This window comes from Spongiactinospora sp. TRM90649, from assembly GCF_029382225.1.
In the GTDB taxonomy this organism is placed as follows: domain Bacteria; phylum Actinomycetota; class Actinomycetes; order Streptosporangiales; family Streptosporangiaceae; genus Spongiactinospora.
This window is the reverse complement of record NZ_JARLTC010000050.1, coordinates 44,339-55,419: the sequence shown is the minus strand read 5'-3', so window position 1 is coordinate 55,419 and position 11,081 is coordinate 44,339. Positions and strand designations below refer to the sequence as shown.

The 11,081-nt window shown below is 72.3% G+C and carries 12 protein-coding genes; 7 read left to right on the top strand and 5 right to left on the bottom strand.

Going from position 1 to position 11,081, the window contains the following annotated elements:
• Nucleotides 1-297: 297 nt before the first annotated feature.
• Nucleotides 298-678, bottom strand: coding sequence for a hypothetical protein (locus P3X83_RS40425; RefSeq protein ID WP_277310716.1), 381 nt, complete (start codon nucleotides 676-678; stop codon nucleotides 298-300).
• A gap of 59 nt (nucleotides 679-737) precedes the next feature.
• Between P3X83_RS40425 and P3X83_RS40420 the strand changes: the two genes are divergently transcribed.
• On the top strand, nucleotides 738-1,157 hold the full coding sequence (locus P3X83_RS40420) for a MerR family transcriptional regulator (protein ID WP_277310715.1): 420 nt from the start codon (nucleotides 738-740) through the stop codon (nucleotides 1,155-1,157).
• A 10-nt stretch (nucleotides 1,158-1,167) separates the two neighbouring features.
• Here P3X83_RS40420 and P3X83_RS40415 read toward each other — a convergent pair whose 3' ends face one another.
• The gene (locus P3X83_RS40415; protein WP_277310714.1) at nucleotides 1,168-2,100 is read right to left on the bottom strand and encodes an MBL fold metallo-hydrolase; all 933 of its coding nucleotides are present in this window, start codon (nucleotides 2,098-2,100) and stop codon (nucleotides 1,168-1,170) included.
• A gap of 79 nt (nucleotides 2,101-2,179) precedes the next feature.
• Here P3X83_RS40415 and P3X83_RS40410 point away from each other — a divergent pair, with 79 nt between their 5' ends.
• Complete coding sequence (locus tag P3X83_RS40410; protein ID WP_277310713.1) at nucleotides 2,180-2,863, top strand: TetR/AcrR family transcriptional regulator; 684 nt, start codon at nucleotides 2,180-2,182, stop codon at nucleotides 2,861-2,863.
• Here P3X83_RS40410 and P3X83_RS40405 read toward each other — a convergent pair.
• Together P3X83_RS40405 and P3X83_RS40400 are read right to left on the bottom strand one after the other, a co-directional pair.
• Nucleotides 2,860-4,242 carry a carboxyl transferase domain-containing protein gene (locus tag P3X83_RS40405; protein WP_277310717.1) on the bottom strand — a complete coding sequence of 461 codons (1,383 nt, stop codon included), beginning with the start codon at nucleotides 4,240-4,242 and terminating at the stop codon, nucleotides 2,860-2,862. The genes P3X83_RS40410 and P3X83_RS40405 overlap by 4 nt on opposite strands.
• 153 nt (nucleotides 4,243-4,395) lie before the next feature.
• The gene (locus P3X83_RS40400; RefSeq protein ID WP_277310712.1) at nucleotides 4,396-4,581 is read right to left on the bottom strand and encodes an alpha/beta hydrolase fold domain-containing protein; all 186 of its coding nucleotides are present in this window, start codon (nucleotides 4,579-4,581) and stop codon (nucleotides 4,396-4,398) included.
• 328 nt (nucleotides 4,582-4,909) lie between these two features.
• Between P3X83_RS40400 and P3X83_RS40395 the strand changes: the two genes are divergently transcribed.
• From P3X83_RS40395 to P3X83_RS40380, 4 genes are all read left to right on the top strand, one after another.
• Nucleotides 4,910-5,083 carry a hypothetical protein gene (locus tag P3X83_RS40395; RefSeq protein ID WP_277310711.1) on the top strand — a complete coding sequence of 58 codons (174 nt, stop codon included), beginning with the start codon at nucleotides 4,910-4,912 and terminating at the stop codon, nucleotides 5,081-5,083.
• 66 nt (nucleotides 5,084-5,149) lie between these two features.
• The gene (locus tag P3X83_RS40390; protein WP_277310710.1) at nucleotides 5,150-5,263 is read left to right on the top strand and encodes a hypothetical protein; all 114 of its coding nucleotides are present in this window, start codon (nucleotides 5,150-5,152) and stop codon (nucleotides 5,261-5,263) included.
• 253 nt (nucleotides 5,264-5,516) lie between these two features.
• The gene (locus P3X83_RS40385) at nucleotides 5,517-7,064 is read left to right on the top strand and encodes a M64 family metallopeptidase (protein ID WP_277310709.1); all 1,548 of its coding nucleotides are present in this window, start codon (nucleotides 5,517-5,519) and stop codon (nucleotides 7,062-7,064) included.
• A gap of 411 nt (nucleotides 7,065-7,475) precedes the next feature.
• The gene (locus P3X83_RS40380) at nucleotides 7,476-8,510 is read left to right on the top strand and encodes a hypothetical protein (protein ID WP_277310708.1); all 1,035 of its coding nucleotides are present in this window, start codon (nucleotides 7,476-7,478) and stop codon (nucleotides 8,508-8,510) included.
• Between the two features lie 250 nt (nucleotides 8,511-8,760).
• On the opposite strand, the gene P3X83_RS40375 is transcribed toward P3X83_RS40380, so the two are convergent.
• Entirely contained in the window at nucleotides 8,761-9,741 is a 981-nt protein-coding gene (locus P3X83_RS40375) for a WYL domain-containing protein (protein WP_277310707.1), read from the bottom strand.
• A gap of 63 nt (nucleotides 9,742-9,804) precedes the next feature.
• Here P3X83_RS40375 and P3X83_RS40370 point away from each other — a divergent pair, with 63 nt between their 5' ends.
• Entirely contained in the window at nucleotides 9,805-10,941 is a 1,137-nt protein-coding gene (locus tag P3X83_RS40370; protein WP_277310706.1) for an epoxide hydrolase family protein, read from the top strand.
• The last annotated feature ends 140 nt before the right edge of the window (nucleotides 10,942-11,081 follow it).

The following is an 11,081-nucleotide window of genomic DNA, read 5'->3' as shown; positions in this document are numbered from 1 at the left end:
GGGGGGGCGCGGGGCGGGGGCGGGGGGGGGGGGCGCGCCCCCCCCCCCCGGGGGGGGGCGCCCCCGCCGCCCGGTCCGCGCTCCGGTAGGACGGTCCCTGAAAGCGGGCCAGGGGCGGACCGGGGACATCCCGGGGCCGTCCCCGATGTGCCTGGACGGCCGGGCCCGCCATCGTGGATCACCATGAGGACCGTCCTGCTCGGCGCCGCCACCGCGGTGGCGCTCTTCTGCCTGGCCGCCGCGACCGCCCCCGTCACCGAGGGCGCCGTCACGCGCGTCGATCAGCGGCCGGTCGTGTCACGCGTGGACGATGATGGACCTGATGTTGTCGTTCACCTCAGGCCCGACGTCCGGCACGTCACCGTAGAAGATCTTCAAGGTGCCGCCGCAGTTTTCCGCGGTGTAGGCCTTGGTGAAGAAGCAGGTGTTGTACGTCTTGAAGGATGAGATGATGTACCGCCAGTCCCAGCCGCCGGCGCCGGTGTCGCGGAACCCGTAGCCCTGCCGGTCGCACGGGTGCCCGCCAGGCGGGCCACCGGCTCGGGGAGGCCGACCGGCCCCACAGCCCGGCCGCGCCGTGGGGCGCGGGAAGGGGAGCACCCTGCGGTGGACCCGCCCCAGGGTCAGGGCCGCGGCCATTCCGGCCGGGCCCGCTCCGGCGATGACGGCGTCGAACATGTCTCCTCCAGGCGCGATGATCGCTTGACGTGGAGACAACTCTGCAAGTTAATGTCAACATGAAGTCAAGTGCGTACCTGCGGATCGGCGAGCTGGCCGAGCGGTTCGACCTCGCGCCGCACGTGCTGCGGCACTGGGAGGCGATGGGGCTGCTCACCCCGGCCGACCGGGTGAGCGGCCGCAGGCGCTACACCCGCGACCACGTCATCCGCGTCCTGACGATCATCCGGGCGAAGGCGGGCGGGATGAGCCTGGAGCAGATCCGCGAGGTGCTCTCGGTGTCCGGCGGGGCCGAGCGCCATGAGCTGCTGCGCCGCCACCACGCCGATCTGGAGCGCAGGCTCGCCGAGATCACCGCGTCCAAGGCGCTGGTCGAGCACCTGATGCGCTGCACCGCCGAGGACTTCACCCGGTGCCCCGACTACCGGCGGATCGCCGAGGGCGTCGCCGGGCCGCACGAGGACGGATGCGTCGTCTGAGCGGCCCGCCTCAGACGTCCCGCCCGGCGGCGTCGTAGCAGGCGCGGGCTGCGAAGGCGATCCACTCGGGCCGTTCCCAGGTGCTCCACCGGGCGCGGGCGGCCCGGTCGATCTCGGCCGCGGCCTGCTCACCGGTACGGCCCGCGGCCCGCAGGCGGGCGGCCTCGTCCCGCACGTAGCTCAAGAAGCCGTGGACGTCGGCGATCAGCGACACCCCGGCCACCTCGCCGTGCCCGGGGACGACGACCTCCGGGCCGAGGGCGATGAGCCGGTCGAGCACGTCGATCCACCGCGACGGATCGACGTCGGTGTCGTGCGGCGGCAGGTACGGCGTGATCGGGAAGATCCGGGTCTCCAGCAGGTCGCCCGCGAACAGCACCCGGCCGTCGATCAGCACGACCTGGTCGGAGGCGGTGTGGGCCGGGCCGACCGGGCGCAGCGTCGCCGTCCGGCCGCCCAGGTCGAGTTCGGCCTCCTCGTCGTAGATGAGGTCCGGATCGACGAGTTCGACGCCTTCCAGCGAGCCCGCGATGTTGGCGCCGAGGCCGCGGAACATGCCGAGGTAGACCGCCCCCTTGCGGCGCAGCTCATCGCGCTGCCCCCGGTTGTAGACGATGGTCGCCTCGCCCGCGAACGCCTGGGCGCCGAAGGCGTGCTCGGGGTGGAAGTGGGTGACCGTCAGGTACAGCCTGCGGTCACCGGCCAGGCGGCGGGCCTGGTCCAGGACGTAGGCGCCGTTGGCGGGCCCCATGCCGGTGTCGATGACCAGCGCGGCCCGCTCGCCCACGACGATGCCGACGTTCGGGACGAGCTCCACCCTCCGGTCGGGGATCACATGGACACCGTCGGCGACCTGGACCGGCTCGCCCCGCACGATCGGCGCGGGACCGCCGCTGACGTCGGGCACGCCCCGGGTGTCCGGCTCGTGGCTGGTGGCGCTCATGGCCACTCCAATCTAATCAGTGTTCAGATCGACTTCCTTCCGAAGGTAACACGGATCTGAGCGCTGTTAAGATTCGGCCATGGGCAAGACGCGGTACCACCACGGGGAGTTGCGGAACGCGCTGCTGGACGCGGCCGAGGAACTGGTCCGCGAGCAGGGGTCGGTGGGCTGGTCGCTGCGGGAGGCCTCGGCCCGGGTCGGGGTCAGCCCGAGCGCCGCCTACCACCACTTCGCCTCACGCGACGCCCTGGTCGGCGCGCTGTCGGCGCGGGTGCGCGCCCGGCTCGGTGAGCGGATGAGCGATGCCGCGGCCCGCGCGCACGACGCGGGGGCCGACGCCCATCGGGGCCTGGTCGCGGCGGGCCGCGCCTACGTCCGCTGGGCCATGGAGGACCTGGCGGTCGCCCGCCTGACCCTCGGCTTCGGCGGCCTGGACGCGGCCGAGACCGGCGTGCCGCACCCGCACGACGTGATCGACGCCGAACTCGACCGGCTGGTCGCGATCGGCGCGCTGGACGCCGCCCGCCGCGAGGGGGCCGACTTCGTGGTCTGGGCCGCCGTCCACGGCCTCGCCGGACTGCTCGCCGACGGCCTCCTGATCCTCGACGGCCCGGAGGCCGCCGACCTGCAGACCGAACGCCTGATGCGGGCCGTGCTGACCGGCCTGACACAGGAGACCGCGCCGCCCGGGGGCTGGCCGGTGGCGCACTCCGCGCACACCCGTCGCCGCGCCGCGCGGCACGGCGACGGGCCGCCCGGCTAGAGCGGAATGTTGCGATGCGCCCCACGGGCGGGCGCGGCCCCCGCGATGGCGAGGGCGATGGCACGGCGGGTCCGCGCGGGCTCGACGACCTCGTCGACCACGCCGCTGTCCTGCGCCCGCCGCAGCCCACCGGCGATCTTCTCGTGCTCGGCCACGAGACGCCGCTCCACCGCAGGCCGCTCCTCCTCGGTCGCGGCGGCCAGCTCGCGCCGGTGCAGGACGCGGACGGCGGCCACCGCGCCCATCACCGCCAGGCCGTCGGCGGACGGCCAGGCGAAGACCCTCGTCGCCCCCAGCGCGCGGGAGTTCATCGCGATGTAGGCGCCGCCGTAGTCCTTGCGGGTCACCAGCGTGACGCGCGGCACCACCGCCTCGGCGAAGGCGTGCAGCAGCTTGGCGCCCCTGCGGACCACGCCGTCGTGCTCCTGCGCGACCCCCGGCAGGTAGCCGGGGACATCGACGATCACGACCAGCGGCACCCCGAAGGAGTCGCACATCCGGACGAACCTCGCCGCCTTCTCCGCCGACGCCGAGTCCAGGCAGCCGCCGAGCCGGATCGGGTTGTTGGCGATCACGCCGACCGTGCGCCCGCCCAGGCGGCCGAGCGTGGTCGTGATGTTCGGCGCCCACTTCGGCTGCAGCTCGACCGGCTCGCACCCATCATCCAGCAGCCCGGCCACGATCGGCTTGACGTCGTAGGCCCGCCGGGGGTCGTCCGGCAGGACGCCGCCGAGGTCGGCGTCCGCGACCTCCTCCGGCATCACCCGGCCCTGACGGCCCAGCAGCGCGGTGATCCGCCGCGCGACCGTGAGCGCCCCGGCGTCGGTCTTGGCCACGACGTGCACGACCCCGCCGGGCTTTCCGGGCTTCGCGGGCGGGGCCGTGGCAGGGTCGTCGTAGCCGCCGGCATGGACGACGTCGGCGCCGGGCACGAACACGCGCCCGCCCTCGGAGGCGATCACGATGTCGGTGAGCGCCGGGCCGTACGCGGCGCCACCGGCGGCCGTGCCGGACACGACGGAGATCTGCGGCACGACGCCGGAGGCGTGCGTCATCGCCGCGAAGATCCGGCCCGCGCCGTGCAGCGACTCGATGCCCTCGGCCACCCGCGCGCCGCCGGAGCGCCACAGCCCGACGACGGGCAGCCGTTCGCGCACCGCCAGGTCGTAGGCGCGCACCACCGCCTCGCAGCCGGCCGCGCCCATCGTCCCCAGCCGCACGAAGGCCACGGCCTTCAGCCCGTCGACCAGGCCGGTCGCGGCGAGGGTCCCGTCCTCGCCGCCGATCGGCCGCAGCGACCTGTCGTCGAACAGACTCTCCAACCGGGTCTCAAGCTGGGTCTCAAGCTGGGCCGGTGGATCGGGCGAGTCCACCGGCACAGGCGTGGGGCTGCTGGCAACGGTCACGAGTGACGCCTCCCGGCCGGGCCGGGCGGGGATCGCCCGGCGGTCATGTCCCACCGTGCACCGCGCGCCGGTGCGCCGTTCATGCGGTACGCGCACGAACTTGGGACGGCGAACCTTGTGCCTCTCCTACAAGGCCACCGTTGCGCCCGCCCCCGCGGCCGGCCGGGCGGCCCACGGGTGCTCGGTGTCCAGGTCGCCCATGACGAATCCGCCGCCGTGCAGCCAGACGATGGCGCCCCGCGCGTGGTGCGGGCGATAGATCCGCACCGGCAGGCCCGGATCCGCAGGCACCGTGCGGTCCTCGATCTCCATGTCCGAGGTGTCCGGGGCGGGCAGCCGAGGCGGCCAGACCGGCCAGGGCCTTGCGCTGGGTGATCGGGTCGGACAGGTCGGCCGGGGGGAAGAGCGGGACGAATACTTCGAGTTCAGGGTCCATACCGGTCATCCTGTCGCCGGCCGCCCTCGCGGATCGACCGCCATTCGTCGGGCATCCCTTCCGGCCGGCGCGCCGATCGGAACATATGCTCGTTGACATGGAGGCGCTGGCCGTACGACTGTCGGGACTCGACGCGCACGTCTAGGGGGCGATCCGCGTCGTCACGTTCTACGACACCCTGATCCGGCGGCGGTCGACCTCACGGTGCTCGCCCGCGCCTCGGCGGGCCTGGCCGAGTGCGCGGCCGGGATCCGGCTGCACGGCACCGGCCAGGTGATCCGCATGTCGCCCGACGGCAGGCCGACGGCGGGTCCCCAGGCGTCCGATGTGGCCGCGGTCGCCCGCCTGACGATACCCCGGAGGACCTGGAGACCCTAGACGCCTACTGCGTGACCGGGTCGCTGCGTCCGTGCGGCCGATCTGCCGCACCTGCACCACAGCAGCGTGGCCAGGCGGCTCGACCAGATCGGGACGGCCCTGGGCATCGAGCTCACCGAGCCCACGGGGCTGGTCCGGGCCCGGGTGGCCCTCACCGCGTGGCGGCTGCTCGGCGACTAAGAGTCCGGACCCAAATGGTGTTACGGAAAATCGCCTCATAATCACTCATCGAATACATCCCCGTTCAGCTTGGGATTTTCTTCGCTGTCACCCGCTCTCCATCAGAAATCTCCCGAAAATCACGCGCGTATGCCGCATCGGCGGCATACGATCACCGTAAGGGATGGGAAAAATTCCAGGCCGCTTAACGTCTGGAATCCCGGGGGCCCCCTTCTCATCCTCCGTGTTCACGAACAGGGAGGATCATTTGAACGTGCGTGCGTTAGCCTCGGCGTTAGCCGTGGCCTCGGTGTCGGCCGCCCTCCTGGCGTCGCCGGCGATGGCCGAGCCCGCGAAGCCTGACGTCCCCCACGAGGTCTTCGCCCCGAACGGGACGATCAAGCGTGTCGAGGTCGACCCGGACGACCTGCCCAAGGTCTCGAAGTCGCTGGTCGCGGCGCCTTCGAGGCTGAAGGAGGTGGAGATCAACGGGCCCAGTGCCAACCGCATCGACCTGGTGTTCCTCGGCGATGGGTACACCGCGGCCCAGCAGACCGAGTACGGCACGGAGATCGACGCCGCCTGGGCGGAGATGGTGCAGCGCGAGCCGTACAAGTCGTACCGCAAGCTCTTCAACGTGTGGCGGATCGAGATCGACTCGCCGCAGTCGGGCGTGAGCGGCGACCCCACCGCTGACGTGCAGGTGGACAGCCCGCTGGCCTCGACCTTCTGGTGCGGGGGCACCGAGCGGCTGCTCTGCGTGGACACCGTCAAGTCGTGGGAGTACGCGCGGGCGCTCGTGCCGGGAGCCGACCAGGTCCTGGTGCAGGCCAACAGCACCAAGTACGGCGGTGCCGGCTACGGTGGCTCCGACCTCGGCACCTTCTCGCGCAACCCCTCCTCCAGGGAGGTCGTGCTGCACGAGCTCGGCCACTCCCAGGGCGACCTGGCCGATGAGTACGACTACGGAGGCCCGGACCAGTACCCGGGCGCGACCGAGCCGGGAGCGGCGAACGTCACGATCGACAACACCGGCGGCAAGTGGGGCGTGTGGCTCGGCGAGGCGACCCCTGACGGCGGCGTCATCGGCGCCTTCGAGGGTGGCTCCTACAGCCGCCTCGGCATCTGGCGTCCCAGCGCGAACTCCCTGATGCGCAACCTCGGCCAGGACTTCGGCCTGGTCAACAGGGAGAAGCTGGTGCAGTCGTTCTACACCCAGACCGACCCGGTGGACTCGGCATCCACCCCGAGCGGCGGCACGCACAACGCGTCGCAGTCGCTCACGCTGACCACGCTGGACGTGCCGCTGGCCGTCAAGTGGCAGGTCGACAACGTGGCCGTGCCCGCCTGGGACGGCAAGAAGACGCTGACCCCGGCCGACTTCGCGACGACGGGCAAGACCAACTTCGCGCTGAAGGCCACGGTCACCGACGAGACCGCGATGGTCCGCAACACGATCTACAAGCCGGAACTGACGCAGACGCTGACCTGGACGGTCGGCCAGAACACCAGCACCAATCCCAACGCGGTCTTCGAGAAGACCTCCGACTGGGGCACCGGCTTCGAGGCGAACGTGACCGTGACGGCGGGCAGCACCGCGCTGACCTCCTGGACCGTCGAGTTCGACGTGCCCGCGGGCTACAGCATCCTGAGCACCTGGGACGCGAACCGGACCAGGACCAACAACCACTACACCTTCACCAACAAGTCCTACAACGGCGCGGTCGACCCCGGTGAGTCCGTGGTCTTCGGCCTGGGCGGTGTGACCGGGAACTTCCCCGGCATCACCAACTGCAAGATCAACGGTAACCCGTGTAGCTGACGGTAGCGAGCCGTGGGCGTCCGTCCTTTGATCTTCGCGCAATAGACCAAAGGGCGGGTGCCCTTGATGCCCGCTGTCCCAGCGAGGCCCTCCGCGTCCCTTTTGGGCCGGGGGGCCTAATACGCTTATTGGGCCCCCTCGATGCGATCCTGCAGCCTTCGTTGCACCTTTGGCGCATTATGTCCATTTAAGGGCAGAATGGTAGATCGCCGCCCCTGAAGTGCCGCAAAGTCACGAGCCTCACGCCGCCTGACGGCGACACTCCGCGACGCCCTCGGGAGTCGGGCCGCCCAAGGTTCGGCGGGCGGACTCGGAGTCCTTCGGTCTATGCGTGATGCGCACTGTATGCGTGGCGCGCAAATTCTGTGTAGGGTGCGGGACGTACCTCCCATCCACACACGAAGGCCTTGGATGCGCACCTACGGCATCACCTACGACACCGGCTTCACATCCGCCGGAACCACCACCCATGAACCCTTCGACCCGGATCTCGTCTGCCGCGAGATGCGGATCATCCGCGATGACCTGCACTGCGACGCCGTCCGCGTCACCGGGGGAGTCCCCGATCGGCTGGAGGTCGCCGCGCGTCACGCCGCCGAGGCGGGACTGGCCGTCTGGTACTCCCCGTTCACCAACGGGCTCACGCAGGACGAACTGCTCGCGTTCATCATCGACGCCGCCGAGCGCGCCGAGCGGCTGCGCACGTCGGGGGCGCAGGTCGTGTTCCTCACCGGATCCGAGATCAGCCTGGTCACCGACGGATTCCTGCCCGGCGACGACCTGGTGGAGCGGCTCGGACTGATGGCTTCCGCCCCCGAGCGGCTCCGCGACGCGCTCCCCGCGCTGCGCGCCGACGTCAACGCCTTCCTCGCCCGGGCCGTCGCCGCCGTGCGCGAACGGTTCGGCGGGCCGGTCGGCTACGCCTCGCTGCCCTTCGAGGGCGTGGACTGGGAACCGTTCGACCTGGCCGCCACCGACGCTGGATACCGCGACGCGACGAGCGCGCCCGCGTTCCGCGAGACCGTGCGCGCGCAGCTCCCGCCGGACAAGCCGTTCGCGGTGACCGAGTTCGGCTGCACCACCCACCGCGGCTCCGCCGACCTCGGCGCGCGCGGCGACTCCATCCTCCGGTGGGACGAGCGGGCCCGGCCCGGCCTGAGCGCGATCGCCGTGCGGGACGAAGCCGAGCAGGCCGCGTACGTGCGCGAACTCCTCGACGTCTACGCCGAGGCGGGCGTGGACGCGGCGTTCGTCAACACCTTCGCCCGCCGCGACCTGCCGACCTCCGACGACCCCGCGCACGACCTCGACGCCGCCAGCTTCGGCGTCGTCAAGCCCCTGCCGGACGGCCGCACCGGCACCGCCTACCCGGGGATGCCGTGGGAGCCGAAGGCCGCCTTCCACGCGCTGGCCGAGTACGGACGGGCCCGGACGGCCTCGGCATAACGCTCATCGGCGTAACGGTCAGGGGATGCCCCCGGCCCAGGCGGCTGGGCCGCGCCGGAGGCACGACCTCCCACGCGAACGCCCGGTCGTCTCCGGGCACGACGGGCCGAATTCCCCATCGTAGGTGCTCGCGTCGCGGGAGGAGGCCGGGGCGAGCGGAGACACGACGCCGGCCCTCCCCGGCGGCGACGTCCACGTGCGCCAGGACGGCTCGCGCTGGTGCTGATCCACGGCCTCGCCGCGTCGGCCTTCACCGCGAGTCACGTGGGCCGGGACGGCTGACGGCCGCCGCCGCGTGGAGGCGGTCGGCCATGGCGCCGATCCGCTCGACCAGCTCCGGCGGGTCGTGTACCTCGAACCCGATGCCCAGCAGGGCGACCCACACGACGATCTCGTCGAGTTCGTTCGCGCCGCACCGCAGGACGCAGGTCTCCGCATCGATCGGCTGCACGCTCGCCACCGTCGGCGGCATGTGCCCGCCGACGACCTCCGCCGGGGCGTGCATGGTGAAACGGGCCTGGTGGCGGTAGGGGGCGGCGGAGATCGCCCGGGAGGTGTAGGCGGCGAGGTCCTCGTCGGGAGGGTCGCGCGGGACGAAGCGCGGCCCGTTCGGCGTCTTGAGTCTGAGCCGATCGACCCGGTAGGTCCGCCAGTCCCGCCGGTCGAGGTCCCAGCCGACGAGATACCAGCGGCGGCCCGAGTGCACGAGCCGGTGGGGCTCGGCCGCGCGGCCGCTCTCCGCGTTGTCGTGCGACCGGTAGTCGAATCGCAGTCCCTCGTGATCGCGGCAGGCCGTGGCGATGGCGGTCAGCACGCCGGGGTCCACCGGGGCGGCGGCGGCCGTCATGGGCACGGTCATCGACTGGAGGGCGTGCACGCGGTGCCGCAGCCGGGCGGGCAGCACCCGTTCGAGCTTGGCCAGCGCCCGCACGGACGTCTCCTCGATCCCGGCGACCGTGCCCCCGGCCGCGGTGCGCAGCCCGACCGCGATGGCCACCGCCTCCTCTTCGTCGAGCAGCAGCGGCGGCAGCCCCGTGCCGGCGCCCAGCCGGTATCCCGGCGCGCCGGGCGTGGCGTCCACGGGGTAGCCAAGTTCGCGCAGCCGGTCCACGTCGCGCCGGACGGTCCGCGCGGTGACGGCGAGCCGTTCGGCCAGTTCGGGGCCGGACCAGTCGCGGCGGGTCTGCAGCAGGGACAGCAGTTTGAGAAGTCGGGCCGAGGTCTCCAGCATGCCGTCGATCCTTCCGTACAGCTAGGACCGAACCTGTCCTAGCTCGGTTCTAGCGTAGTGGGCATGGCGAAGATGAACCCGTTCCGCATCGATGTCCCGCAGGCCGACCTGGACGACCTCCGCGAGCGGCTGGCCCGCACCCGCTGGCCGGACGAGCTGCCCGGCACCGGCTGGTCGTACGGCGTGCCGTCCGGGTACGCCAGGGAGCTGGCCGATTACTGGCGGACGGCCTACGACTGGCGCGCGCACGAGGCGGCGCTCAACGAGTTCCCGCAGTTCACCACCGAGATCGACGGGCAGAACATCCACTTCCTGCACGTCCGCTCACCCGAGCCGGACGCGCTCCCGCTGATCCTCACGCACGGCTGGCCCGGCTCGATCGCCGAGTTCATGAAGGTCATCGGCCCGCTCACCGACCCCCGCGCGCACGGCGGCGACCCGGCGGACGCCTTCCACGTGGTCGCGCCCTCGCTGCCCGGTTTCGGCTTCTCCGGCCCGACCCGCGAGACCGGCTGGAGCCCGTCGCGGGTGGCCCGCGCCTGGGCCGAGCTGATGAGCCGCCTCGGCTACGACCGCTACGGCGCGCAGGGCGGCGACACCGGCTCGGTGGTCTCGCCCGAAGTGGGCCGTGTCGCCCCGGGCAACGTCGTCGGCGTGCACGTCAACGGCGCGCTGGGCTTCCCCACGTTCCAGCCCGGCGAGGCGGACGGGATGACCGAGACCGAGCTGGCCCGGCTGGCCCTCTACACCGACCACGACCGCTCCGGCTACGCCATGATCCAGTCGACCCGGCCGCAGACGCTGGCCTTCGGCCTGCACGACTCGCCCGCGGGCCAGCTCGCGTGGATCGCGGAGAAGTTCAAGGAGTGGACCGACCCCGCGCACGACCTGCCAGAACAGGCGGTGGACCGGGACCAGTTGCTCACCGACGTCAGCATCTACTGGTTCACCGGCACCGCGGCCTCCTCGGCCCGGCTGTACAAGGAGGGCGCCGCCGAATGGGGGCGGGCCAATGAGAAGTCCGGCGTGCCCACGGGCGTGGCGGTCTTCCCCGGCGACGCGGCGATCCGCCGTTTCGCCGAGCGGGAGAACAACGTGATCCACTGGTCGGAGTTCGACCGGGGCGGCCACTTCGCCGCGATGGAGGCCCCGGACCTGCTGATCGCCGACGTCCGCGCGTTCTTCCGGCTCGTCCGCTAGACCGCGCGGCCCTGGGAAGGTCACCACCGCGCGTGGCGGATGCGCAACCGCCCCAGCCGGACGACCCCGGAGATCCGGATCGTCGCCCCGCCGCGGCCCTTCCCCCGCAGGGCCGGCCCACGCGCGGCTAGCGCGCGCGG

Bases quoted from the DNA above. Each gene is read 5' to 3' on its own strand.
- P3X83_RS40420 (WP_277310715.1), top strand. From the start codon at position 738: ATGAAGTCAAGTGCGTACCTGCGGATCGGCGAGCTGGCCGAGCGGTTC.
- P3X83_RS40375 (WP_277310707.1), bottom strand. From the start codon at position 9,741: ATGCTGGAGACCTCGGCCCGACTTCTCAAACTGCTGTCCCTGCTGCAG.
- P3X83_RS40415 (WP_277310714.1), bottom strand. From the start codon at position 2,100: ATGAGCGCCACCAGCCACGAGCCGGACACCCGGGGCGTGCCCGACGTC.
- P3X83_RS40380 (WP_277310708.1), top strand. From the start codon at position 7,476: ATGCGCACCTACGGCATCACCTACGACACCGGCTTCACATCCGCCGGA.
- P3X83_RS40410 (WP_277310713.1), top strand. From the start codon at position 2,180: ATGGGCAAGACGCGGTACCACCACGGGGAGTTGCGGAACGCGCTGCTG.
- P3X83_RS40425 (WP_277310716.1), bottom strand. From the start codon at position 678: ATGTTCGACGCCGTCATCGCCGGAGCGGGCCCGGCCGGAATGGCCGCG.
- P3X83_RS40370 (WP_277310706.1), top strand. From the start codon at position 9,805: ATGGCGAAGATGAACCCGTTCCGCATCGATGTCCCGCAGGCCGACCTG.
- P3X83_RS40400 (WP_277310712.1), bottom strand. From the start codon at position 4,581: ATGGAGATCGAGGACCGCACGGTGCCTGCGGATCCGGGCCTGCCGGTG.